Genomic DNA, 23,676 nt, shown 5'->3' with positions numbered 1-23,676 from the left:
TTCAGGCGTCGAACACGGTGAAGAGCGCGCCGTCGGGGTCGCGGATGACGAAGTCGTCCGTCGAGGGCCCGCCGTTCGACGGGGACACCGCTCCTCCCGCGGCGCCGGCGGCGGTCGCCGTCCGCGCGCCGTCCCCGACGCGGAAGCCGACGACCCACCGGGGCCTGATCGCGGGGTCGGCGGCGCTCCCGACTCCGCCGCCGTGCAGGGTGGCGACCGTGTGCCCGTCGAGTCCGATGTGGACGTGGCCCTCCGTGTAGTCGACCGTGCAGCCGCCGGGGCGTTCGGCCCAGTCGAAGACCTCCGCGTAGAAGATGGCCGCCTCGAAGGCGTGGCGGGTGCGCAGGTCCAGGCGGGCGGGGGCGTCGCCCCGGCCGACCGACCAGGTCAGGGCCGTTCCCTCCCAGAATCCGAAGATGGCGCCGTCGCGGTCGGCGGCGATCGCGGCCCGGCCCTCGCCGAGCTTCACCGGCCCGACGGCGAGGGTCGCGCCACGCTCCCTGACCCGGTCCGCGGTCTCGTCCGCGTCGTCCACCGCGAAGTACGGGGTCCAGACCGCGGGCGGCCGGGCGGTGCGGGAGCAGCATCCGAGCCCGGCCACGGGCAGCCCCCGCGCCATCGCCACGCAGAAGTTGTCGCCGAGCGCGCTGTCGACGAACTCCCAGCCCAGGGCGGACCGGTAGAAGCCCTGGGCCGCGCGCAGATCACGCACGATCAGGCTCACCCAGCAGGGTGCGCCGTTCACGGGCCTGATCCTTTCCAGGGCCTCCATGCGCTGCTCCTTCGGGGCTTCCCCACCGCCACGGCCGGTACGGCTTCGTGCTCCCACCGTGGACCCCGGACGGCGTACCCGCACCCGGGCGGCCCCGCCCCCGCGCCCGTTCCCGCGCCACGACCGGCCGAGGCGGCTCCCACCAGCGGCGATGCGCGCCTGGGGAGGTGTGTCGGCCGGTGTCTGCCCGGTCCGGGTCGGTCAGATCCCGGCCGCTTCGGGGCGGTGCGCGGGGAGCCAGCTCTCGGCGTAGGCGACGGCATCGGCGAGGCCGAACAGCCGCGCCCCGGCGCCGCCCACCGCGCCGCGCAGCACCGGGCGCTCCTTCTCGTACGCCGCGCCCAGCTCGTCGAACCGTTCCGAGGAGATCATGGTGTCGCGCACCGTGACCCAGCGGCGCCCCTGCGGTGTCACGGCGGCGAAGGAGTTGTCCGTCAGTGGGGCGGGGATCCGGTATTCGGCCAGGTGGAAGGCGGTGCAGGAGTCGTATCCGGCGCCCAGCAGCAGGATCCGTGCCCCGCTCTCCTCCAGCCTGGCGAGCGGGCTGCGCTCGCCGAGGCGGCAGTCGGGCGCGTGCCCGTCCACGATGGCGGCGGCGCGCGGGCCCACGGCGGCGAAGGAGGTCTGCGGATGGGAGCTGCGGCGCGCGCCCGGCCAGGTACGTACGGTCTCCGGTACGACTCCGACGCCGAGGGTGCGGGTGGTCCGGGTGTCGAAGGCCGGGGTCGCGGCGCGGATCCCTTCCCACCATGCCTCGGGCACGGGCGGGTTCGACCAGAGCGCCGGATCGGAGTTGTCACCGGAGTGGGTCGGCACGACCAGGGTGCCCTCCTCGCCGAGCACGTCGAGCAGCGCCATGACGACGGCCACGGGGCCGCCGCAGACCCAGCCCAGCGAGCTCAGCGAGGAGTGCACCAGCACGGTTTCACCGGGGCGCAGTCCGAGCGTACGGAGATCGGCCGCGAGCGATGCGCGGGTGCACATCGGGCCGGAGACAGGTTTGGCTGACATGAGCAGGCATTATCCGGCCATGAATCCGCCGGGGCCATGGAGTTTCCCCGCCCGTTCCGCATCCCGCGCGGCGCCCGGTCGGTGCCGGGCGGCGAGCCGGCTCCGCCACCGGTCAGGGGCGCGGTCCCGCTCCGCTCAGCATCCGTCCGAGGGGTGCGCCAGGGCGAACTCCTCCGCGAGGATGCCCATCAGAACGAGGTCCTGATGGCGCCCGCCGACGTACACATGGTCGCGGAGCCGGCCCTCCTCGACGAATCCCAGCCGTCGGTGCAGGGCCAGTGACGCCGTGTTGTACGCGAGGATCCGGGCCTGGCAGCGGTGGAACCGCCGCTCGTCGAACATGTGGCGCAGCAGGAGCCGTACGGCCTCGGCCGCGTACCCGCTGCGCCGGTGGTCGGCGCCGATGACGACCCCGTACTCGAACCACCCGGCCCGCGGGTCGGTCTGGAAGGAGCCGACGGCCCCGACCATCTCCCCCGTCTCCATCGATTCGACCGCCAGTTGGAAGCAGTCCGCGTCGAGAGCGGCGACGGACAGTTCCTTCGCGCGGGCGCGATGCTGCTCGGCCGAGCGCGGCAGGCGGGGCAGGTCGCCCGTGCCCGCCTCCTCCTCGGCGAAGCGCATGAGGGCGGTCCAGTCGTCGGGCTCGATGCCGCGCAGCCGTATCCGCTTTCCCGTCCAGAACGATGTCATGGGCGTCATCGAATCACGGCGGCTGAGGCGGCGTCCAGGTCGGCGCACCCTTCTGACCAGGCACTTCGTCGCTGTGGGCCGGTCAGCGCTCCGTCCGTCCGGGACCGGCCCGCAGAAGGTCACCCGGTGGCCAGCAGCGCCTCCAGTGCCTGTGCGGTGGCTGGATGGCGGTCGAGCAGCGCCGCCCCTGCGGGGCCGGTGTCCGGCTCCTCCCAGCCGTCCTCGCAGCCGAGCAGGCCCGCGAGCGCGTCGCACGTCCCCGGGTGCGCGGCGAGCAGGGCGCTTCCCTGGCCGCTCCGCGCGCCGCCCGTCGACTGCGCGGCGGGCCGTGCGGACGGGGCCCGCCACGGCGGCACCCAGGCGTCCAGCGCGGCCAGTCGGCCGGGGAAGGTCCGTCCGGCCTCCCGGATCAGCAGCGGAGCGAGCTCCGAGCCGCTCGACCGGAGGGTGGTGATCAGCGTCGGCAGCCAGGGCAGCAGCACCTGGTCCGGCAGCCGCCCGAAGGCGTTCGAGACGGCCTCCACGACGAAGTCGGTGAGGCCCGGAACGGGCTCCAGCGCGTGGACGAAGCCGCTGAGACAGCGCGGATAGGCGGCCACCGTCAGCGGGTTGTCCAGCAGGGCGTCGCACCGCGCGCGGAGTTCCGCGCGGGTCAGACGGCCGAGCTGGACCTGTGCCGCCCACAGCAGTGCCGTCTTCGACGACTCCTCCGGGTGCGACTGGCCCACCGCCAGCTCCAGCTGGGTCCGGTCGCAGCCCAGGGAGAGCGCCAGGCTCTCCATGCTAAACAGGAAGCCCAGCATCGCCGCCACCTGACGGACCGTCGCGTCCTCGTCGGTGAACGCCGTCGGCAGCAGCGTGCAGTAGTGGGCGTAGCCGGTCTTGACGAACGACTCGATCCAGGGCGGCAGTACCGGCTCGGCGGTGCGGTAGTACGCCAGCAGCCGTCGCACCCGGCGCAGCACCTCGGGCGCGCCGTCGACGCCGCGCTCGGCGGACAGCACCTCCAGGGCGTGGGTGCCCAGTTCGTCGGCGAGCCGCCGGCTGCGCAGGTACAGCGTCGCGTCCTCGACGGCCGCCAGGACGGTCTCCGTGGTGGCCTGCCGGTCGTACGCGGTCCGGCGCAGCCGCTGCTCCAGCACCTGCTCGATGCTGACGCCCTCGTATCCGAGCTCGATGAGCGCGCGCTGGTGCGTGCCGAGGGCGAGGTCCCACGATTCCTGGATCGGCCGCTCCCCCAGCTTCCGCTCGCCCATGATCGGGCGGGCGGCGCCCTGCGGCATCAGGTACCGCAGCATCCACAGCGCGTCGGAGCAGCGCTCCAGCTCCGGCCGCGCGGCGATGTCCAGCAGGGCGCGCCGCACTCCGCGCCGTTGGAGTTCCAGTCCCAGGGGGGCCAGCCGGTCGTGCACGTCACGGGCGAGGGGCGGCAGCGCGTCGTAGCCGACCTGGCCGACCCGGTCGCCGCCCATCATGATCTCCACCAGGCGCCGGACGTCGCGGCGGCCGGGCACGGAGTCCTTCTCGATGCAGGTGACCGCCGCGTCCTGGAAGTCGTACGGGGTGGGTCTGGCCCGGTCGCGCATCCCGGCCAGCAGGATCGACGTCTCGAACACGGCGATGGCGTCGGCCGTGGAGGCGAGGTAGCCGTTGCGGCGGGCGGCGCGCACGATCTCCACCGACCAGCCGAGCAGTTCGGCCTCGTCCAGCCGGTCCAGGACGGGCGGCCGCTGAAGGAAGCCGGTCAGCCGGTCCGAGGGCGGCAGGTCCGCGACCGGGGCCGGCAGGGGCCCGGCCTTCCTGGCTCCTGTCTTCTCCTTGCCGGCCTGCCCCGCCAGGCGGAACGGCTTCACGCGGCTGCGCCTGACGTTCTTCGCCCAGACGGTGGCGGCGATCGACACCGATCCGGCGGCGAGGCCGAACTGCGCCTCGATCGCCGCGTGGCTGGACGGGATCAGGCCGTGCTGCCAGACCGTGGCCGTGGGCGGGGTGATCTCGAAGGTGTCGGCGCCGTGGACGCCGAACTCCTCGACCCTGCTGACCGCGTGGAAGGCGCCGCAGACGTAGAGGCAGTCCGCGGGGTCGGCTCCGCTCGCCGCGAGGTGCCGGCGCATCCGGGTCCACATGTGGCGCTCGCGGTCCTCGTCCACCCGGACCCGGTGCGGGTCGCCGGGCGCCAGTCGCCGGAAGAGGCTGCCGATCAGGAGCATGACCTGGCGGTAGGTGTCGTGGTCGCTGTCGCCGAGCGGCAGCTCGACGTACTGGTGCCACCATTCCGACCAGTGCCGGACCTTGCCGTGGCGCAGCAGGTGCTCCTCCAGCTCGGCGAAGCGGGGGCGCAGATCGCCGATCTCCACGCCCACGGCGTCGCCGTGCAGCGCGGCCTCCTCCTCGACGGGCGGCGCGTCCGGGTCGGCGGGGGCCTCGGGGTGCGCGCCGCGCGTGTCCCACTGGAAGACGTGGTCGGAGGAGCGGTCGACGAGGACGAGCTCGACGCCCGGCGTGTCCAGCGCGTAGGCGATCGCCTGGTACTCGGCGGACGCCTCGGTGATCGGGGCGACCACCGACAGCGGGGACCAGTCGGCGGGGAAGCCGTCGACCTCGGTCGCGAAGGACTGGACCGCCACCGGCAGCCTGCAGTTGCGCAGCTCGGTCAGGAGGGGGGCCATGTCCTCGCACAGCTCCAGGTACACGACCTTGGGCTGCTTCTCCCGCAGGCGGCGGGCCATCGCGATCGCGGAGGCCGGTGAGTGGTGGCAGACGGGGAAGATCTCCAGCGGTTCGCGGGCCGCGTGGTCGACGTCGTCGACGATGCCGAGGAGGATTCCCTCCAGGGCGTCCGGTCCGTCGGCGAAGGCCGCCGCGGCCTCCTGGAGCTGGGCGCGGAGCCCCTCGAAGGTGCCTTCGTGGGTGCCGGTCATGACAGGGTGGCGATCGCGTCGCGGCCGCCCTCCAGGAACTCGGGCCAGGAGCCGCCCTCTTCCTTGCTGCGCGGCTCGACGACGCCGTGCAGGTATTTGTTGAGGATGGCCAGGTCCTCGGGTTCGCGCCGGGCCAGCGAGCCGACGAGCGAGGACGCCAGGGTGCGGGCGGTCAGGGTGTGCCGGCCGAAGAAGTTGCTGTGCAGCACCGCGTCCTCCAGCACACCGATCTGCTCCGCGGTGGACAGCGCGGACTCCAGCTTCTCGTCCTCGCTGCCGGCCGCCGCCGCCGAGGCCCGCAGGTCGGCGAAGCTGCGCAGCAGTACGTCCAGGAGCGTCGGCGGGACCTCCAGTTCGATCTGGTGGCGGCGCAGCAGTTCCTCGGTGCGGAAGCGGACGATCTCCGCCTCGCTCTTCTTGTTCGTCACCACCGGGATACGGACGAAGTTGAACCGGCGCTTGAGGGCCGAGGACAGGTCGTTGACGCCCCGGTCGCGGCTGTTGGCGGTGGCGATGACGGAGAATCCGGGCTTGGCGAAGACGATGCTGTCGCTGTCCAGTTCGGGAACCGAGATGTACTTCTCGGAAAGGATCGAGATCAGCGCGTCCTGCACGTCGCTGGTGGAGCGGGTCAGCTCCTCGAAGCGGCCGATGGCGCCGGACTCCATCGCGGTCATGATCGGTGAGGGGATCATCGACTCCCGGGACTGGCCCTTGGCGATGACCATCGACACGTTCCAGGAGTACTTGATGTGGTCCTCGGTGGTGCCGGCCGTGCCCTGCACCACGAGCGTGGAGTTGCGGCAGATCGCGGCGGACAGCAGTTCGGCCAGCCAGCTCTTGCCCGTGCCCGGGTCGCCTATCAGCAGCAGGCCCCGGTCCGAGGCGAGGGTGACGATGGAACGCTCGACGAAGCTGCGGTCTCCGTACCACTTCTGGGAGATCTCGCGGTCCAGGCCGTCGGAGCGCTCGGAGCCCAGGATGAACAGGCGCACCATCTTGGGCGAGAGCCGCCAGGAGAAGGGCTTGGGGTTGTCGTCGATGGACTCCAGCCACTCCAGTTCCTCGGCGTACTTGATCTCGGCGGGGGCGCGCAACAGGTCGGACATGAGGGGCCTTTCTAGGCGAGGAAGTTCTTGAGTTCGTGGACGAGCTTGCGGATGTGGCCGGAGAGGACCGGCGTGCCGAGGTCCTTGAAGCGTTCGCGGAACCACGGGTTGACGCTGCCCCGGCCGGCGCTGGTGACCGAGCCGACGGGAATGAACCGGGCTCCCGAGCGGTGGATGGCGGCCATGGCCTCGAAGAGCGGTTCGCTCCGCCATTCGTAGAAGTCGGAGATCCATACCACGACGGTGTTGCGGGGTTCGGCGATCTTCGGCTGGACCAGTGTCATGGCGGCCGTGCCGTCGGTGCCGCCCCCGAGGTTGGTGCGCAGCAGGGTCTCGAAGGGGTCGTGCACCCAGGGGGTGAGGTCGAGCGCCTGGGTGTCGTAGGCGATCAGATGGACGTCCACCTTGGGCAGCCCGGCGAAGATCGACGCGAGGATGGTGCAGTTGACCATCGAGTCGACCATCGAGCCGGACTGGTCGACGACGACGATCAGCCGCTGGGGTGTCGTCCTGCGGGTCGTGTGCCGGTAGTAGAGGCGGTCGACGTAGAGCCGCTCCTCCTCCGGGCTCCAGTTGGTGAGGTTCTTCCAGATCGTGCGGTCGAGGTCGAGGTTGCGGAAGACCCGCTTGGGCGGGACCGAGCGGTCCAGGGCACCGACCGTGGCCTTCTCCACCTGGGTGCGCAGCACTTCGGCGACCTCGTCGACAAAGCGTCGGATCAGGCTCTTGGCGTTGGCCAGGGCCACGCCGGAGAGGTTGTTCTTGTCCCGCAGCAGTTGCTCGATCAGCGACATGCTCGGGGTGAGCCGGGCGGCCAGCGCGGGGTCGGCGAGCACTTCGCGCAGGTGCATCCGTTTGACGAGATCGGCCTCGATGTTCCCCAGCTCCGGCCCGATGGCCGGGATCAGCCGGCTGAGGTCGGGGGTCGTGCCGTTGCCGCCGGTGCCGGCCGGGCCGGGGCCCCGTCCCGCCGCGCGCCCACCGGTCCGGCCGCCGCGCAGATCGCCGGGGCGGCAGCCGAGCGCGCGCTCCAGCCAGTCGGCGTCCGACTGCCAGCGCGCCAGCTGTCCGGCGGTGACCTGGCCCGAGCCGGAGGCGAAGACGTTGAGCAGCACCTTCGACACCAGGGCCGCCCGCCGTACCTCGGCGACCCGGTCACGGTCCGTTCCGCCGTCGTCGCCCGCGCCGCCGTCGTCAGCTTCGGTGGCGGGGGCCATCAGGCCGTCGAACTCGTCGGCCAGCTCCGGGTGGCGCTGCACGACCGAATCGACGGATGCCTGGGGGTCCAGCAGCGCGGCCGGCAGGCCGATGTCCTCGACCACGGCGAGGCCGGCCGATTCCAGCGCGGCCTGTTCCTCCTGGTCGAAGAGGCGGGCGAGGAGCCGCCAGTAGAGGACCTGGCGCCGGTTCTCCTGCGGGTCCGCCCCGGAGGGCGTGGTTCCGGCAGCCGGGGCCGTCGTGTGCTCGGTCATTTCCGCAGCAGCCTTCCCGCCCGCTCCCGCAACACCGTGACGGCGTCGGTGGCGGCCTTCTCCGCCCTGGCACCCGCTTTGTCGGTCGTGCCCCCGGCCCATCCCCCGGCGTGCACCGCGACGGCTTTCTTCCGGACGGTCGTCTCGACGGCCAGGGGCTGGACGCGGTAGGCCCCGGCGTCCCAGCGGAGCAGTCCGATGCAGGCACCGGACGCCGCGACCGCCTCGGGAGTGAGGGCCCCGGCGGCCGGGATGCGGCCGGTGTCGACGGCCAGGGCGCAGCCGGGCAGGACGAAGGTCCGGGTGCCGTCGTCCTCGGCGGTGGTGTAGCCCTCCAGGAACACGGGGACGGCGATGCGTGCCGGGTGGCGGTCCAGGGGCGCGGTGGCCGCGTCCGTGGCGGTGGGCAGGGCGACCCGGGCGGTGGCGAAGGCGTCGGCGGGCTCGCCCAAGCGGGCGTGCTCGTCGCTCCAGAGCAGATCGCCCTCGGCGGTGACGGGCATGTCGGTGAGGTCCATGGCGCGGCCCTCGCCGAGGGCCGCGAGCAGCGAGAGACGCGGGCGGAGCAGCTGCCAGAGGCCCGCCCCGACGACCGTGTCGGGTTTCGGCACCGCCGCCCCGGCCCGGACCAGCCGCGGCGCCCCGCCGTCCGCGGGCTCGAACACCGCGTGGACTTGCGCCTGTACGGCGGTCGGGTGCTCCTGGAGGTCGACGCCGAGGGGCAGCAGGCGGCCGGTGGCCGTGCCGGTCACCGGCGTCCCGGCGGCACCGGGCACGGTGAGCAGCAGCCCCCGGGCCCACAGGTCGGCCCAGCGGCGCACCGGTATCCGCTCCAGGGTGGCTCCCGGGCAGGAGGCGGCCAGCTCGGCGGCGAAGCCGTCGAGGAGCATCGCCGGGCGGCGCAGCGCGGGCTCCGGGAGCATGGCGGAGACGACGGGGGCCGCTCCGGCGGCCAGGTCGTGGTCGATGCCCTGCCATCCGGAACGCGCCAGGTCCGACAGCCAGGAGCGGGCGGCGGCGAGCAGGTTGGCCGGCTGCTGCCCGGCGGGCGGCGGTACGGGGTCCTCGCCGCGCGTCCGTCCGGTCGCCTCGGCAACCCGGGCGGTCAGCGCGTCGTGCGCGGAGCCGAGGAGCGCGGTGCGGGCGGCGGCGAGGGCGACGAAGTCGTCCTCGCTCGCGGCCCCGGCCGCCGCCTTCTCGGCCGCCCCGGCGACCCGCGAGGCGAGCGGGCTGCCGGCGACCGCGTGGGCGAGCGCGGTCAGCCCCTCGGTCTGGGCCGCCTGCGGGCGGAGCAGCCCGGCGACGAGGGCCCGGTCGAACGCGTCGACGGCGGCGAGGACTTCGTCGAGTCCGTCGAGGGGCTCCGCGAGGAGGTCGGCGCGCATCAGGCCACCGCCCTGGTCGTCGGGAACCAGTGCATCTCCGGCACCGGAGTGGTGTCCGGGGTGAACTCCAGGTAGGCGAGGTGGCGCAGGAACCGGCTGAACACCGGCGCGGCGGCCCCGGCGTCCGCCTGCGGGGGACGGGTGTCGCGCATCGCGGAGGTGAGGGCGCTCGCGTCCGGTTCCCCTTCCCCGGGCTCGACCCGGAGATAGCGGGCGACGCGCTCGGCACCGTACTGGAGCACGGCCTCGCCGATCAGGGCGAGGATGTGGTTGCAGAACGAGCCGCGGGCGCCGCCGCACGGACGGTTGTTGTTGGTGCTGCACGCGAAGGCGTAGGTGCCGGCGGCGACCGACGACACGTAGACCCGCCCGATGTCCGACCCGCTGGACACCACACCCTGAAGACGTCCGTCGGCCAGTTCGACGAACGGGACCTTGGCCAGCTTGCGGGCCCGCGCCGGCGCGGTCACCCGTACCGTGCTGGACCTCTCCCAGTCTGACAACACACCACTCCTCTGCGTACCGGGGCGACTTCCGCGCCACAACGGCAGGACACCACCGAACGTATCCGCGACCACTGACAATCGGTCCGGACGGAGGTGTGCGGGCGGCGCGGAAGACCGCTCCCGGGCAGAGGTCAGAAGGAGTGCCCCACCCCCTCCGGCGTCCCCCGCCCCGCGCCCGCGGCCAGCGGGAGGAACGGGAGGGCGACGAGGTCGTACTGGGGGCACGGCGCCTTGATGCACTGCTTCGGCGACGGCACGCAGATGTGCCCGGCGGGTGCCACGACGGAGGCGCACGGGATCAGCTGGGCCGTGAGGGGGTCGTCCGAGGCGAACGCCGGGCTCGTCGTCGTCAGGGGCAGGGCGGTGAGGGCGACCGCGGTGGCGGTGCGCAGCAGGTTCTCGATCACAAGCAGCAGGAATAGCCGCGCGTCGGCACGGCGTCGCATCCGGGACACCGTCCGCCACCCGTTCGAGCGATGACATTCACCACTCGAACGCACTTCATATTTCCGGAAGTCCGCAGCGCGGTGCAGGGCCTGCCGTACGGACCGGGGGGAGCGTACGGCAGGCCCTGCGGGCGGCGGGGCCGCGCGGCGCTACTCGGCCGGCGTCCCCTCCGCCGCTCCGTCGGCGGCGTCCCCGTCCCCGGCGGCCTCCTCGGCGGAGGTCTTCGGGCGGTCGACGGTGCAGACCAGCGCGTTGTCCCGCACGTCGGCGACGATGGTGTCGCCCGGATCTGCCTCGCCGCCCAGCAGCAGGGAGGCGATGCGGTTGTCGAGTTCGGTCTGGATCGTGCGGCGCAGCGGACGGGCGCCGAACTCCGGCTGGTGACCGTGCGCGACAAGGAGTTTCTTCGCCGCCTCGGTGACCTCCAGCTCCATGCCCTGGGCCCGGACCCGGCGTTTGCTGCCGTCCAGCATGAGGTCGACGATCTGTCCGAGGTCGCCCTTGTCGAGCCCGTGGAAGATGATCGTCTCGTCGACACGGTTGAGGAACTCCGGCGGGAAGTGTCCCCGCAGGTCGCCCATGAGGTCCTCGCGGATCTCGGAGACATCGCCCTTGTGGGCGAGGATGCGCTGGGCCCCGATGTTGGACGTCATGATGACGACGGTGTGCCGGAAGTCCACCATCCGCCCCTGCGCATCGGTCAGCCGCCCGTCGTCGAGCACCTGGAGCAGGGTGTTGAAGACGTCGGGGTGCGCCTTCTCCACCTCGTCGAACAGCAGCACGCTGTACGGCTGTCGGCGCACCTTCTCCGTCAGCTGGCCCGCCTCCTCGTGGCCGACGTATCCGGGCGGGGCGCCGACGAGCCGGGAGACGGTGTGCTTCTCCTGGAACTCGCTCATGTCGAAACGGGCCATCCGGTTCTCGTCGCCGAACAGCAGCTCGGCCAGCGCCTTGGCGAGTTCGGTCTTTCCGACGCCGGTGGGCCCGAGGAAGAGGAAGGAGCCCACGGGCCGGTCGGGGTCCCCCATTCCGGACCGGCTGCGGCGTACCGCCTCCGCGATCGCGGTGACCGCCTCGTCCTGGCCGACGACCCGGGAGTGCAGCGCGTCCTCCAGCCTGAGGAGCTTCTCCTTCTCGCTGGCGGTGAGCTGGGTGACCGGGATGCCGGTGCGGCGGGAGACGACCTCGGCGATGTCGGCGGTGGTGACGTCCATGACGCCCTCGCGCCGTTCCTCGATCCCGGCGAGCTCGGCCTCGGTCTCCGCGATCCGGCCCTTCAGCTCGGACGCCTTCTCGAAGTCCTCGGAGGCGACGGCCTCGTCCTTCTCCCGCTTGAGCTTGGCGAGCCGGTCCTCACGGGAGACGACCTCGGTGGACCGGCCGAGCGACCGCAGCCGCACCCGGGCGCCCGCCTGGTCCATGAGGTCGATGGCCTTGTCCGGCAGGAACCGGTCGCTGATGTAGCGGTCGGACAGCTCGGCGGCCGCCACCAGGGCGTCGTCGGCGAAGCGGACCTGGTGGTGCGCCTCGTAGGAGTCGCGCAGGCCCTCCAGGATCTGGATGGTCTCCTCGACCGTCGGCTCGGGCACCATGACGGGCTGGAAGCGGCGCTCCAGCGCGGCGTCCTTCTCGATGTGCTTGCGGTACTCGTCGATGGTGGTCGCCCCGACCACGTGCAGTTCGCCGCGGGCCAGCGCGGGCTTCAGCATGTTGCCCGCGTCCATCGCGCCCTCGCCGGACGCTCCGGCGCCGACCACGGTGTGCAGTTCGTCGATGAACAGGATCGTCGACTCGGCGGCGGCGCTGACCTCCTCGATGACGTTCTTGAGCCGCTCCTCGAACTGGCCGCGGTACTGGGAGCCCGCCACCAGACCGGAGAGGTCCAGCGCGATCACCCGCTTGTCCTTGAGGGTGCGCGGGACGTCACCGGCCACGATGCGCTGGGCGATTCCCTCCACGATCGCGGTCTTGCCGACCCCGGGCTCACCGATGAGCACCGGGTTGTTCTTGGAGCGCCGGGAGAGGACCTCCACGGTCTGTTCGATCTCCTCGGCCCTGCCGACCACGGGATCGAGCTTCCCGGCCTTCGCCTCCTCGGTCAGGTCCCGCCCGTACTGGTCGAGCGTGGGGGTGTCGCTCGTACCGGCCGCGGGTGTCCCGTCGGCCCGTGCGGCGTCGTCGGCCTCGCGCCGCAGCCTGCCGGTGTCGGTGCCGTACGCGCCCAGCAGTTTGGCCGCACCGGACTCCTTGGCGTCCAGCAGCGCGCCGAGGATGTGCTCCGGCCCGATGTACGACACCCCGGCCGCCTGCGAACGTTCGTACGCCTGGAGCAGTACGCGCTTGGCGGCGGGCGTCAGGCTGGGCTCCGCCGACGGAGTGGCGCTCGCCCCCGGCAGGGCCTCGGCGATCCGCTTGCCCAGCTCGTCCGGGTCCGCCCCGGCCTGCTGGAGCAGGGTGCGGGACGGGTCCACCTGGGTGGCGGCCCACAGCAGGTGTTCGGTGTCCAGGTCCCGGCTGCCGTCGTCGGTCGCCCGGGTGGTCGCCCGGCCTATCAGCTCCCGGGCCGACTCGGTCAGCAGCCGGCCGATCGGGACCCGCTGCACCTGCGGTGGCGAGGAAGCCGGGGACATCCCGAAGAACCGGTTGAGCATTTCCGAGAACGGGTCCGGGCCGCCGAAGGAACCGAAGGAGGACATGGTCATGGTCACCGTCCAGTGAGTGCGGGTGCAAAGAGCGCGCGAAGGGTGGCCCGCCGGGATCGCCCCGTGCCGGGGAACCGGTTCCGGTGCCCGGTGCCCACGGAGCGCCGAGCCCGTCCCGTGGCCCCCATGGGCAGGTGGTCCCACTAGAACAACGCCCACCTGGTCACGCAACGGCACGGAGGCTCGCCCCTCTGCCCCGCGAGCGGCCCGTGCCCCGGTGGCCGTGGATCCCCCGGACCGGTCACGGGTAGCCCGATCGGGTGATTTCCGGACGGTGGCGCAACCGGATCGGGCCGGTTCCGTCGTCCCCGGCGACGGAACCGGCGGCCGTCGCCTCGCCGACCGTCCGGCCCCCGCCAAGACTTGGCCCATGAGCAACAAGGAACGGTCGACGGACCTGAAGGGCGGCCCCGGTCACATCGTGCTGCTGGCGGTCGTCTTCGCCGTGCCCGTCCTCAAGCTGGCCTGGACGCTGGGCGGCGGAGGCGCGGCGAGCGAGGCGTTCGTCGCTATGGAGCCGTCCAACTGGCCCGACGTCCTCATCGGGATGCTCCTCAACGACGCGCTGCTGGCCTCGGTGCTCGCCGTCGTGGTGTCGCGCACCTCGTACGCGTACTTCGCGGCCAAGGGCGGGGCCCGGGTCCACGCGGACACCCCCACCGCCCACACGGTCGGGCAGGCTGCGGTCGTCCCGCTCACCTGCGCGCTGGTGGTGGGGGCCTTCCACGGCCCGTGGTGGGGCGTGGCGGTCGGTCTCGTCTCGTACGCGCTGCGGCTCGGCGTGATCGTCGAGTACCGCACCGGGCGGCGCGAGCGCGACAGCGGCAGACGCAGCCACACCACCCCCTCCGGCTGGCTGGAACGCACCGCGGACGGCGCATCGGTGGCCGCCCTGCTACTGGCCGCGGTGGCGCTCCCGGTGATCGCCCTGGCCGGGGCCGTGGACGGACGTTCCTGGACCGGCGTCGTGGAGTGCGACGTCAACACCGGGCACGGGGACGAACGCGCCCGTCTCGTGGAACTCACGCGCAAGGGCAACGGTGTCGTCGGCTGGGACATCGCGCGGGACGAGGTCGTCAACGGCCTCCGCTGCCAGGTCTCCGAGGACGACGGGGTACGCGCGCCGCTGTGGCGCGCCCGAGGGCGTACGCCGTCGGCCGCAGCCTTCCCCGGGACGGCGGCAGGGACCCCGGCTGACGCGCATTTTCGGACATGCGGCAGATGGTCCGGGGTGCTTCCGCGCAGCACGGTGTTCGCGCGCCCCGTCGGGGAACCCACGGTGTCCGTGGTGCACAGGCCGTCGCAGCACACCCCTGGGTGCTGACAGGCCGTCAATACCGCTTCGATCAGGACCGTCAGCCGCAGTACGTTCTATTTCCTGATTTCTACCTCCTTGTCAGTTCCATACGCCACGCTGGACGCATACCGCCCAACACCGGCTTGGAGGCCAGTAGTGGACGCCCAGGACCTCGCGCAGCTCGGCGACAAAGAGTTCGAGCAGTTGCTCACGTCGAACATCCACCCTCCCACCCGTGACGCCAGAACATGGGCCGCGATCATCCACCCCGACAACCTGCCGCGAGCCCGGAAGATCCTCACCCACGTCCACGAGCGGACCGCGAGCGTGCTGCGGCGGCGCAAGACCGAGCGCGAGGAGTTCCGGGTCGAGTGCTTCGCCCGGGGCGATGCCGGCAAGCACGAGTGGTTCGCCACCCGGGCCGACTTCGAGTCGCTGCGCCGCCGCACCGCCAACTTCCACCAGCGGGTGCAGCGGGCCATCACCGAGCTGGGTCAGGAACAGCGCAATGTGAACCGGACGCAGAGCCACACCGCCGGGCAGCAGAGCCGCGAGACCCTCCGCGAGCTGGCCGTCGCCGTGCAGCGCCATCAGGACGTCCACGCCCGCGAGGGCGGCGGGGCCGATCGGGCCGACCACGAGCTGTGGCAGCACCTCGACCGGCTGACGGTGCCCACCGGGCCCGGCCAGCACCCCACGACGCTCCGTACGATGCTCGGCGTCTACTGGACCGATCCCGAGCCGATCGGCGGCGCCGCCGAGCATCCGGCACCCGCCGAGCGGACCGTCCCGAGCGGCACGGCGGCCCGCCCCGGCGTACCGCAGGCCAGGCGCGCGGACGAGCGGGGCGACCCGGCGGCGCGGGCCCTGCCCGTGGATCCGTCCGGCTGATGCCCCGGACCGGCGGCGTTCCGGGGCGGGTGGTGCCGGGCGGAACGGTCGTCGTCCGTTCCGCCCGGCACCGGGGCTCAGCCGATGTTCAGATCGATGCAGGCGTAGAAGGCGTTGGCGGTGTCCGCGATGTTCCACACCGCGAGGACCTTCTGACGCCCCGTCACGCTGCCGAAGTCGACCTGGTGGGTGACCGTGGCACCGGGCTGCGCACCGTTGTCGTTGAATTCCGCGACCTTCCGGCCGCCGGCGAAGTACTGCCAGGTGCTGGTGGCGTGGCGGGCGGTCAGCACCCACTGGAAGGACGTGCTGCGGCCGACCGAGGTCACCTTCCATCCCTTGGAGTCGTTGTCGAGCTCGGCGAACCGGCTGTTCCCGCCGCTGCAACTGGTCAGCCCCTTGGGGCCTTCCACACTCTGCGGCTCGTACTTGATCTCGCCACAGCTCACGGTTCCGGCAGCGCACTGGGCCTGACGGCTCGGCGGCGACGAGATGTAGCCGTGGGCGCTGGCGGACCCGACCGGGAGGGTCAGGGCCAGCACGGGCGCGAGCAGGGCGCCGACGACCGCAGCCGTCTTCCTCTTCGTGTGCATGCTTCTCCTTCACAGGAGGCGTCGCCGCACCCGAGCGGGCTATGGGGGCCCGTGGTGCCGGACCGGCCTCTTTGGTGTGGGGCCAAGATGTGCGAAGGGCACGGCAGGTACCGCCGCCGGGTACGCCCGGGAAACGCCGGGCGCCCGGCAGGGCACTGCACTTGGCCTAGACCATACCGATCGGCGGATCCCCGTCAAGGTGCCCGGCACCGCCCTGTTCCACCAATCGCGCGTACACCGGGGCGCACTCCCCCGCTTCACACGCCCGCCCCTCGCACGCCCGCACCAGGGACGCGTTCCGCGGCGTCCCCGGCGGGTCACACCGGTCCGGCGGCGGTGCCGGGGCCGAAAATGCGGACGTGTCCACTGCCGTACGCCCACCCGTCCCCCGCCCCGATGCCGCACCCGGTCCCTGGGGCGAATGGCCCCTGCTGCTCCTGTCGGCGGCCTCCGGCTCGGCCGACGCCTTCGCCTTCCTCTGCGTCGGCCAGGTCTTCGCCGGGGTGATGACCGGGAACCTGGTGCTGCTCGGCATCTCCGCCACCGGCGCCGGGGAACACGGGGTGGTGATCCGGGTGGTGACGGCGCTCCTCGCGTACGGCGCCGGGGTCGCCTGCGGCGCGTGGATGGAGGGCCGGCTGAAGTGGTCGCTTCCCGTGATGCTGCTGGCGGAGGTGGCCCTGCTGGCCACGGCATCCGCGCTGTGGGCCCTGGGCCCGGCCGGCTCCGCCGGGGGCCGGACGGCGCTGTTGGCGCTCACCGCCGTGGCCATGGGCATCCAGGGACGGATCCGCTCCACCCCGACCAACTACTTCACCGGAACGCTCACCGGCCTCGTCGGCCGCGCGGCGCTGCGGTCGTGGGGGCGCGGGGATCTCTGGGTGGCCGGTCGGCTGGTGGCGGTGGCGGCGGGCGCCGCGGCCACCGCCGTCACGGGGCACCTGTGGCCGGGCGCGGCGGCCGCGGGCGCCGCACTGCTCGTCGAGAACCGGCACCGGATGCGGCTCCGGCACCGTGACGTTCCGGCCGGATCGCGGGAGCCGGGCCCGGACGCTCCGGGGCGCGGGCGCGGTGACACGCCCGCGTAGGCGAAGGACACACCTCGCCGGACCACGGCCTCCGCACCACACCCACGGCACGGCGCCGGCCCTTCCGCCGACCGAAGACGTCTGGCATATGCCGGAACCAGGCCGAACACGCAAGCCCGGATGCGGCGGCCACCCCGGCCGATCGCCCCGAACACACCGATTGACTTGCGCCAACGTCCGTAGACAGCAAGGGCGTTCGAGTAAGCAGCCGCCTGTACAGCCCGTGGCATATTCCGCAGGCAACAGCGCATCGAGTGTCGCCAAATCCCTTACGGCCTCCCCCCGGCTGTGCGACAGTCGTCTTCGGTCCACCTCTCGGACCTGGTCGTACCGCGCCTGTATCGGAGTACGAGATGCCCTCCCCCCTGTCCGCGGACCGCCCCGCCCCACAACCGCCCGAGCACGAGACGGTGGACGCGCTGATCAGCCGGACCCGTCGGCTCCGCGGCGACGTGGACGCGGTACGGCGGGGCACGGCGCTGGTCGACGAGGAGGACCCCCAGCTGCGCTGGCGGCGCGCGCTCTACGATCTCGCGGTCCACCACCTGGAGAATCTCGGGGCCCATCTGGACCAGCTCAGGGAGGGCCCGCCGTCCGCAGCCCCCGAACGCCGCACGGAGGTCCCGGCGCCGAGGGCGGTGCCGGGCACGCCGGAGCGCGGCATGCCGAGGCCGGGCTCGCTGATCGGCCGTGTGGGCAGCGCCGAATGGGATCTGCTCACCGGCGACGTGAGCTGGTCGGAGGAGTTGTTCCAGATCTTCGGCAGGTCCCCCGGGGCCGGGCCGCTCCCGCTGGACGAGCTGCCGTCCGTACTCCCTGCCGAGGACCAGCCGCTCCTCAGCTCACTGATGACGGACTGCCTGGTGGACGGCAGGCCGATAGACGGCGAGTTCCACATCCTGCGGCCCGACGGCGGGATGCGCACCCTCCACATGACGGGCGAGCCCGTCCTCGATCCGGACGGCCGCACCGTCGCCATGTGGGCCGTCCTGCGCGATGTCAGCGAACTCCGGCGCAGCGAGCAGACGCTGCACCGGAGCCACGACTCGCTGCGCCGCCGGGAGTACCGTGCGCGGGTCGAGCACCGCATGGCCGTCGAGCTCCAGGAGGCCGTGCTGCCTCCGTGGCGGGGCACGCTGCGCCTCCCCTCCCGGGAGCCGGACGCGCTGGACCTCGCCGCCCACCACCTCCCTTCCGGGTCGAGCGCGCACCTCGGCGGTGACTGGTACGACGCACTGGCGGTGCCGGACGGCAGGATCTTCCTGGCCGTCGGCGATCTGACCGGTCACGGCGTCCGCGCCGCCTCGTCGACAGCGATGCTGCTGGGCGCGCTGCGCGGGATGGCCCTGGCCGGCATCGGTCCGGGTGCGCTGATGGGGCATCTCAACCAGTTACTGGAGTCCTCCGTCCAATCCGCTCTGGGCAGCGCGCTGTGCTGCCGGTTCGATCCGGCGACCGGCGCCCTCTCCTGGGCACAGGCCGGTCACCCCGCACCGTTGTTGTTCCGCGAGGGAACGGGCCGTCCGCTGCCCGCGCCGGACGGTGTCCTGCTCGGCGCGGCCTCCGGGGTCGTCTACGAACAGGACGAAGCACGGCTGCTGCCCGGCGATGTGCTGGTGCTGCACACCGACGCGCTGTACCGCCGGGGCGACCGGGCCACCGGCCCCGAGGCCCTGCTGGCGCTGGCCCCCCTGTTCGCGCAAGCCCGGACCGCGCAGGAATGCCTGCGGGCCGTCGTCGCGGCGTTCGGTGACGACCTGCCTCTGCACGACGCCTGTGTACTGGTCGCCCGTGTCGGGGCACCACAGCACGACACCACGTCCGCAGCCACGCACATGGCCTCGCCCACCCGGAACCGCATGACGCCGGACGGCACGGCACACTGACACACGTGGGCATGCCCGCCCACGACCACGACCCCGTACGACCGGGCCGTCCCTCAGATCTGCGAGGTACGCCTCGGCTGCTTGACGACCGAGGTCTGCGGCAGGGAGAGCTTGATCTCCTCGCGCAGGTCCGCGATCTTCGTGTATCCCGCGAACTGGCCGGTGAGCCGGTACATTTCGCGCAGCCGGTCCCAGGTGCGGTGCGAGGAGGTCTCGCCCATCGACATGAGGGCGAGCCGGGCGTACCGGTCCGCCTGCTCCGGGTCGTCGGCGATGAAGCATGCCGAGGCGAGCGAGATGTAGTCGAAGATCTTGGACCTCTGACGGCCGTTGGCCCTCAGCTCCAGCGCCTGCTTGGCGTGGCGCTGGGCGGTGATCGCCGCGGAGGGCTCGTGATCGGCGAGCGTACGGAACGCCAGCGCCTGCATGCCGTGCAGGTCCGCCTCGTCGAACATCTGCATCCAACTGGGCGGTGGGACATCGCTCTTGTCGGAGACGAAGAGCTCCTCCGCCTTGCCGAGGGTGCGCCGCATCGCCTGGCCGCGCCCCATCGATGCCTGCGCCCACGCCTCGATGGTGTACAGCATCGCCTGGGTACGCGGCAGGACCATGTCCCCGGAGCCGGACTTGGCGAGCTTCATCAGGTCCAGGGCGTCGTCGGGGCGGCCCAGGTGGACCATCTGGCGGGCCGCCCTGGACAGCGCCTCGCCCGCCCGGGGGCGGTCGCCGCCCTCGCGCGCCGCGTGTGCCGCGATGACGAAGTACTTCTGGGCGGTGGGTTCGAGGCCGATGTCGTGGGACATCCAGCCCGCGAGCACCGCGAGGTTGGCCGCGACGCCCCAGAGGCGGCGCTGCAGATGGTCGGGGTGACGGTAGGCGAGCATGCCGCCCACCTCGTTGAGCTGGCCCACCACGGCCTTGCGCTGGAGTCCGCCCCCGCGCGAGGCGTCCCAGGCGCGGAACACCTCCACGGACCGTTCGAGCGCCTCGATCTCGTCCGACCCGATGGGGGCGGCCTCGTACCGGTCGAAACCGGCCGGGTCCGCGTGCAGCGGGTCGTCGGTCCTTGGCGCGTCGGCAGCCAGTACGGGGTCGGAGTGCAGCCAGTCGTGCATGGGGCCGGTGATGGTCGATCCTGCGGCGAGCGCGGCGCCCGCGCTCACCAAGCCGCGTCGATTGAGCATGAGGTCCATTCCCGTGAATTCGGTGAGGACCGCTGCCGTCCGGTCGGGCGCCCACGGAAGCGCGTCGGGATTCTCCTGCGTCCCGGCCTCCCGCCGTTTCCCCGCACGCCCGCGCCGGTCGAACCCGAGGTCCTCGATGGTCACGACACGACCGAGCCGCTCGGTGAACAGGGCCGCCAACACCTTGGGCACGGGATCGCGGGGGCACTCCCCCATGTCGATCCACCGCCTCACCCGCGAGGTGTCGGTGGCCAGTTGGGGGTGGCCCATGGCCGCCGCCTTCCTGTTCACCATTCTCGCGAGTTCGCCCTTGGACCAGCCGGCGAGGCCGAACAGGTCGGACAGGCGGGTGTTGGGTTCTCCGGTCACGTCAAGCCCCCAGGTTCTCGGCTGTTTCGACAGTAACGCCCTGTCAGACGCCCTGCGCCAATTCGCCACCGTTCGCCAGGGTGCGCCAGATGGTCTGCCACCCGGCGCCAGGTGTCAGGTAGGAAAGCGCCACCCCGCCCGGCAGCCCTCGGTACTCCCCAGGGTGCCGACCGGCCGCCGGCGGGGCGGTGCACGCAACTTGTCGGCGCGCGAAGGGATCTGTCTCCCCCATGTACACAGCATCGTCCTCCGTGACCGCCCCGCCCCGGCCGCTCCGCCCTCTGGGGGCGGGCGGCGGGCCGTACCTCGCTCCGCATCCGTCCGCGCCCGGCACGGTCCGGCCGCGGCGGCCTGCGGGTCCCCCGCTCAGCGGCCGGCTGGACCTGTCCGGCCCGCAGGGGGCCCAGTTGAGGATGGCGATCGCCTCGGTGCGACGGATCTGTCCCGAGTTCAACCCGGTCCAGGTGATGCGGCGCAGCGGCCGCTCGGTGCTGCTGGTCGGCTCCACGGGCCGGGCCACCGCGGTCGCCAAGTGTTTACTGGACCACTCGCCCGCCTGGTCGGAGCGGTTCCGCCACGAGATAGCCGCATACCGTGCGTTCGTCCGGCACCGCCCGCCGGTGCGCGTGCCGCGTCTCATCGCGGCCGATCCGGAGAACTGCACACTGGTGATCGAGCGGCTGCCCGGCCGAGTCGCGGCGCTGAGCAGGCATCCGTCGGAGGCGCCGCCCCGGGCCGACATCCGGTCCGCGCTCGGTGCGATCAGCCGGGTCAACGCCTGGCGGCCGGCCCCCGGCCTCTTCGGGGCCCCTCTCGACTACGCCGCCAGGGTCTCCCGCTACCACGAGCTGGGGCTCTTCACCGACCGCGATCTGGGCGACCTGCAGAAGCTGCTGCACGGGCTGGCGCACGCGAGCAGCCGTCAGGACATGTGGCAGTTCTGCCACGGTGACGCGCTGCTCTCCAACATCCTGCTGTCGCCCGCCGGTCCGGTGCTGGTGGACTGGGAGCACGCCGGCTGGTACCTGCGCGGCTACGACCTGGCGACGCTCTGGACGGTGCTGGGCGACGCCCCGGTGGCGCGGCGGCAGATCAGCCAGCTGGCGCAGGCCGCGGGCCCCGCCGCGCGGGACGCCTTCCTGGTGAACCTGATGCTGGTGCTGACCGGGGAGATCCGCACGTACGAGACGGCCGTGCAGCGTGCCATGCGCGACTCGGCCGCCCCGGGGCCCGGGCAGGAACGTCCGGGTGCGCTGTCGTCGAGCGAGGAGCAGCGGCTGCTGCTGCGCCGGCTGCACGACGACTGCGCGATGGCCCGCAGGGCCGTGCGTGCCGCGGTCGGTACGCGCTGACCCTGCTCCGGGGGGATGCGGGCCTCGGGGCAAGGTGCCGACATACCGGCCCCGGGGTCCGGGGCCCGGGTACCCCGCCGCACACCCGTCAGATGGCGGGGTACCCGGGCCGTCGGGCCGTCACGCGGGGATCATCAGGTCCCAGCGGGCCTCGAACAGGACACAGCGGTAGTTCGTCCAGCTTCCGGCGGCGACACCGGCGTCCCCGGCCGCGACACACTCCTGCTGGGTGTCGAAGGCGCCGGCGAACTCCCAGCCCTGCGCCCCGGTCTCGGCCGCCGCGGCGGCCGAGGCGGTCGCCACGGTGAGGGCCGCACCGGCTCCGGTCAGCGCGAGCGCCATGACGGCTCCCGCCGCCGCGGTGACGGCGGTCCTGGTCAGCTTCTGCATGAGCCTCTCCTTCTGTTCGGACGGACACCCGGGTGCGGGAGGGATTCAGCGGGTGCGGACGATGTCCACGTCGGACGCCTTCACGAAGGCGATGCGGTGGCCGATCTGCACCGTCACGTACTTCTCCTTGCCGCTGAAGTACGCGTGGTCGAAGGGGTACGAGGAGTCGATCGTCGGCGAGTAGAAGAAGCCGGTGGGCGCCTCGCCGCCGCCGGGGTAGGACTGCCCCGCCTTGATCGTGTACTGGAGCGGCGCGCCCACCCGCTGGTCGCCGAAGCCCGCCGGGTACTCGGACTTCTCCGGGTAGGCGACGCCGTAGACCGGTACGTCGGTGCGGCCGGCCTTCGGCCTGACGACGTGTCCGGCGGTGGGCACGGTGACCCGGTCCTTGGCCGGGGTGCGGAACCAGGCCTTCTGGCCGTACCACCAGATCGCCGTCCAGCCGGGGGCCCGGTCCGCGACGACGGCCTGCTGGGTGGCGCTGATCTTGCTGCCCCAGTCGGCGGCGCAGTTGGTGCCGGGCGAGCCGTCGGTGTGCAGGCCCGGGTCGGAGGAGAGCGGGGCGTCCTCGGAGGGGCCGGTGTGGAGCGGGACGGCGCTGGAGCCCTGGACCGGCAGGTCGACGCCCTTCTCGCAGTCGCGGAAGGCCTGCTTGTTCTGCTTGAAGTCCGTTCCGACGGTGATCAGTTCGCTCTTCTTGGAGGCGCTGGGCACGGTGGGCCTGCCGAGCAGCTTCATGAAGCGGTTCCAGTCCCAGTAGGTGCCCGGGTCCCAGTGCATGTTCTTGGTGCCGGACGCGCTGGTGGGCGGGACCCCGTCGTGGCCGATGATGTGCTGTCGGTCGAGCGGGATGTCGTACTTGGCGGCCAGGTAACGCACCAGCCGGGCGGTGGAGCGGTACATCTCGGGGGTGTACCAGGTGGCGCCCTCGACTGCGACGCCCTCCTGCTCGATGCCGATGGAGTGGCTGTTGACGTACCAGTTGCCCGCCTGCCAGGCGACGTCCTTGTTCTTCACCATCTGAGTGACATGGCCGTCGGAGGAGCGCACCACGTAGTGGGCGGAGGTCTGCTTCAGCGGATTCTGGAAGATCTTCAGCGTGGTGTCGAAGTCCTCCTCGGTGTCGTGCAGAACGATGAACTTGATCTTGTTGGTGTTCGGCCGGTCCGCGGTGTCGTAGTTCCCGTACGTCTCCTTGTCGGCCGGGTCGCCGGTCTGCTGGTACGCCGCCGGGACCCAGTCGCAGTCGAGGGTGCGCGGGCATTCCGGTCGCACCCCGTCCGCACCGGCCTGCGCCGCGGGGCTGAGCAGCGCCATGCTCAGCGCGCCGACACCTGTCAGCGCGAGCGCGATTCCGGTCCTCTTCTTCGACGTCATGACAACCCTTCTTGGAGCCGTACGTACGAGCCGTGTGCGATCCGATCTCACCGTTCCGCCGTGCGCGCACACTCTCCGACCTGAGGTGACAGCACGTCAAGAGATCGGTGGCGGTCAGCGGGCGAGCCAGTGGACCAGACCATTGACAGGGCGTCTGACCTGCGAGAGGAAGATCAACTGGCAAAGACCGGCCGTTCGTTGCCGGGGGTGCGACGGCTCCGCGGGGCGTCC

19 protein-coding genes are annotated in these 23,676 nt (G+C 72.4%); 5 read left to right on the top strand and 14 right to left on the bottom strand.

The features are described from left to right. Position 1 precedes the first annotated feature (1 nt). From ACF08W_RS16850 to ACF08W_RS16805, 10 genes are all read right to left on the bottom strand, one after another. A complete protein-coding gene (locus ACF08W_RS16850) occupies positions 2–772 on the bottom strand; it encodes a VOC family protein (protein ID WP_392279686.1) in 771 nt (256 codons plus the stop codon). Positions 773–973: 201 nt separating this feature from the next. Then, positions 974–1,783 (bottom strand): aminoglycoside N(3)-acetyltransferase, encoded by an 810-nt coding sequence (locus tag ACF08W_RS16845; protein ID WP_392279685.1) that lies wholly within the window; start codon positions 1,781–1,783, stop codon positions 974–976. 135 nt (positions 1,784–1,918) lie between these two features. Further along, entirely contained in the window at positions 1,919–2,476 is a 558-nt protein-coding gene (locus ACF08W_RS16840) for a GNAT family N-acetyltransferase (protein WP_392279684.1), read from the bottom strand. Positions 2,477–2,595: 119 nt separating this feature from the next. Continuing rightward, positions 2,596–5,397 (bottom strand): hypothetical protein, encoded by a 2,802-nt coding sequence (locus tag ACF08W_RS16835; RefSeq protein WP_392279683.1) that lies wholly within the window; start codon positions 5,395–5,397, stop codon positions 2,596–2,598. Further along, positions 5,394–6,506 carry an AAA family ATPase gene (locus ACF08W_RS16830; protein ID WP_366291628.1) on the bottom strand — a complete coding sequence of 371 codons (1,113 nt, stop codon included), beginning with the start codon at positions 6,504–6,506 and terminating at the stop codon, positions 5,394–5,396. The genes ACF08W_RS16835 and ACF08W_RS16830 overlap by 4 nt, the downstream gene beginning before the upstream one ends. Positions 6,507–6,517: 11 nt before the next feature. Then, on the bottom strand, positions 6,518–7,978 hold the full coding sequence (locus ACF08W_RS16825; protein ID WP_392279682.1) for a VWA domain-containing protein: 1,461 nt from the start codon (positions 7,976–7,978) through the stop codon (positions 6,518–6,520). After that, positions 7,975–9,393, bottom strand: coding sequence for a hypothetical protein (locus ACF08W_RS16820; RefSeq protein WP_392279715.1), 1,419 nt, complete (start codon positions 9,391–9,393; stop codon positions 7,975–7,977). Before ACF08W_RS16820 ends, ACF08W_RS16825 begins: the two co-directional genes overlap by 4 nt. Then, positions 9,363–9,866, bottom strand: a complete 504-nt coding sequence (locus tag ACF08W_RS16815) for a hypothetical protein (protein WP_392279681.1) — start codon at positions 9,864–9,866, stop codon at positions 9,363–9,365. The genes ACF08W_RS16820 and ACF08W_RS16815 overlap by 31 nt, the downstream gene beginning before the upstream one ends. Before the next feature lie 134 nt (positions 9,867–10,000). After that, positions 10,001–10,315, bottom strand: a complete 315-nt coding sequence (locus ACF08W_RS16810; protein WP_385212291.1) for a hypothetical protein — start codon at positions 10,313–10,315, stop codon at positions 10,001–10,003. Between the two features lie 150 nt (positions 10,316–10,465). Continuing rightward, complete coding sequence (locus ACF08W_RS16805) at positions 10,466–13,018, bottom strand: ATP-dependent Clp protease ATP-binding subunit (protein WP_392279680.1); 2,553 nt, start codon at positions 13,016–13,018, stop codon at positions 10,466–10,468. Between the two features lie 370 nt (positions 13,019–13,388). Between ACF08W_RS16805 and ACF08W_RS16800 the strand changes: the two genes are divergently transcribed. Both ACF08W_RS16800 and ACF08W_RS16795 read left to right on the top strand, forming a co-directional pair. After that, on the top strand, positions 13,389–14,342 hold the full coding sequence (locus tag ACF08W_RS16800; protein WP_392279679.1) for a hypothetical protein: 954 nt from the start codon (positions 13,389–13,391) through the stop codon (positions 14,340–14,342). Positions 14,343–14,471: 129 nt separating this feature from the next. Beyond that, on the top strand, positions 14,472–15,206 hold the full coding sequence (locus ACF08W_RS16795) for a hypothetical protein (RefSeq protein WP_352278761.1): 735 nt from the start codon (positions 14,472–14,474) through the stop codon (positions 15,204–15,206). A gap of 77 nt (positions 15,207–15,283) precedes the next feature. Here ACF08W_RS16795 and ACF08W_RS16790 read toward each other — a convergent pair whose 3' ends face one another. Further along, positions 15,284–15,799 carry a lytic polysaccharide monooxygenase auxiliary activity family 9 protein gene (locus tag ACF08W_RS16790; protein ID WP_352278762.1) on the bottom strand — a complete coding sequence of 172 codons (516 nt, stop codon included), beginning with the start codon at positions 15,797–15,799 and terminating at the stop codon, positions 15,284–15,286. A 359-nt stretch (positions 15,800–16,158) separates the two neighbouring features. Here ACF08W_RS16790 and ACF08W_RS16785 point away from each other — a divergent pair, with 359 nt between their 5' ends. Both ACF08W_RS16785 and ACF08W_RS16780 read left to right on the top strand, forming a co-directional pair. Beyond that, positions 16,159–16,887, top strand: a complete 729-nt coding sequence (locus ACF08W_RS16785) for a YoaK family protein (RefSeq protein WP_385212302.1) — start codon at positions 16,159–16,161, stop codon at positions 16,885–16,887. Between the two features lie 353 nt (positions 16,888–17,240). Beyond that, complete coding sequence (locus ACF08W_RS16780) at positions 17,241–18,773, top strand: PP2C family protein-serine/threonine phosphatase (protein WP_392279678.1); 1,533 nt, start codon at positions 17,241–17,243, stop codon at positions 18,771–18,773. Between the two features lie 53 nt (positions 18,774–18,826). Here the strand turns inward: ACF08W_RS16780 and ACF08W_RS16775 are convergent, their stop codons facing one another. Further along, positions 18,827–20,326: a hypothetical protein gene (locus ACF08W_RS16775; RefSeq protein WP_385212306.1), complete on the bottom strand. Its 1,500-nt coding sequence runs from the start codon at positions 20,324–20,326 to the stop codon at positions 18,827–18,829. A gap of 230 nt (positions 20,327–20,556) precedes the next feature. On the opposite strand from ACF08W_RS16775, the gene ACF08W_RS16770 reads away from it, so the two are divergent. Beyond that, positions 20,557–21,678 carry an aminoglycoside phosphotransferase family protein gene (locus tag ACF08W_RS16770; protein ID WP_352278767.1) on the top strand — a complete coding sequence of 374 codons (1,122 nt, stop codon included), beginning with the start codon at positions 20,557–20,559 and terminating at the stop codon, positions 21,676–21,678. A 120-nt stretch (positions 21,679–21,798) separates the two neighbouring features. On the opposite strand, the gene ACF08W_RS16765 is transcribed toward ACF08W_RS16770, so the two are convergent. After that, the gene (locus tag ACF08W_RS16765; protein ID WP_392279677.1) at positions 21,799–22,068 is read right to left on the bottom strand and encodes a hypothetical protein; all 270 of its coding nucleotides are present in this window, start codon (positions 22,066–22,068) and stop codon (positions 21,799–21,801) included. Positions 22,069–22,113: 45 nt separating this feature from the next. After that, complete coding sequence (locus ACF08W_RS16760; protein ID WP_392279676.1) at positions 22,114–23,445, bottom strand: N-acetylmuramoyl-L-alanine amidase; 1,332 nt, start codon at positions 23,443–23,445, stop codon at positions 22,114–22,116. Positions 23,446–23,676: the final 231 nt, after the last annotated feature.

Source organism: Streptomyces sp. NPDC015144, assembly GCF_043079735.1.
In the GTDB taxonomy this organism is placed as follows: domain Bacteria; phylum Actinomycetota; class Actinomycetes; order Streptomycetales; family Streptomycetaceae; genus Streptomyces.
This window is presented reverse-complemented; position numbering and strand designations above follow the sequence as displayed.

Coding starts and splice junctions, on each gene's coding strand:
- ACF08W_RS16850 (WP_392279686.1), bottom strand. CDS start 772: ATGGAGGCCCTGGAAAGGATCAGGCCCGTGAACGGCGCACCCTGCTGG.
- ACF08W_RS16845 (WP_392279685.1), bottom strand. CDS start 1,783: ATGTCAGCCAAACCTGTCTCCGGCCCGATGTGCACCCGCGCATCGCTC.
- ACF08W_RS16840 (WP_392279684.1), bottom strand. CDS start 2,476: ATGACATCGTTCTGGACGGGAAAGCGGATACGGCTGCGCGGCATCGAG.
- ACF08W_RS16835 (WP_392279683.1), bottom strand. CDS start 5,397: ATGACCGGCACCCACGAAGGCACCTTCGAGGGGCTCCGCGCCCAGCTC.
- ACF08W_RS16830 (WP_366291628.1), bottom strand. CDS start 6,506: ATGTCCGACCTGTTGCGCGCCCCCGCCGAGATCAAGTACGCCGAGGAA.
- ACF08W_RS16825 (WP_392279682.1), bottom strand. CDS start 7,978: ATGACCGAGCACACGACGGCCCCGGCTGCCGGAACCACGCCCTCCGGG.
- ACF08W_RS16810 (WP_385212291.1), bottom strand. CDS start 10,315: ATGCGACGCCGTGCCGACGCGCGGCTATTCCTGCTGCTTGTGATCGAG.
- ACF08W_RS16805 (WP_392279680.1), bottom strand. CDS start 13,018: ATGACCATGTCCTCCTTCGGTTCCTTCGGCGGCCCGGACCCGTTCTCG.
- ACF08W_RS16800 (WP_392279679.1), top strand. CDS start 13,389: ATGAGCAACAAGGAACGGTCGACGGACCTGAAGGGCGGCCCCGGTCAC.
- ACF08W_RS16790 (WP_352278762.1), bottom strand. CDS start 15,799: ATGCACACGAAGAGGAAGACGGCTGCGGTCGTCGGCGCCCTGCTCGCG.
- ACF08W_RS16780 (WP_392279678.1), top strand. CDS start 17,241: ATGCCCTCCCCCCTGTCCGCGGACCGCCCCGCCCCACAACCGCCCGAG.
- ACF08W_RS16770 (WP_352278767.1), top strand. CDS start 20,557: ATGTACACAGCATCGTCCTCCGTGACCGCCCCGCCCCGGCCGCTCCGC.
- ACF08W_RS16765 (WP_392279677.1), bottom strand. CDS start 22,068: ATGCAGAAGCTGACCAGGACCGCCGTCACCGCGGCGGCGGGAGCCGTC.
- ACF08W_RS16760 (WP_392279676.1), bottom strand. CDS start 23,445: ATGACGTCGAAGAAGAGGACCGGAATCGCGCTCGCGCTGACAGGTGTC.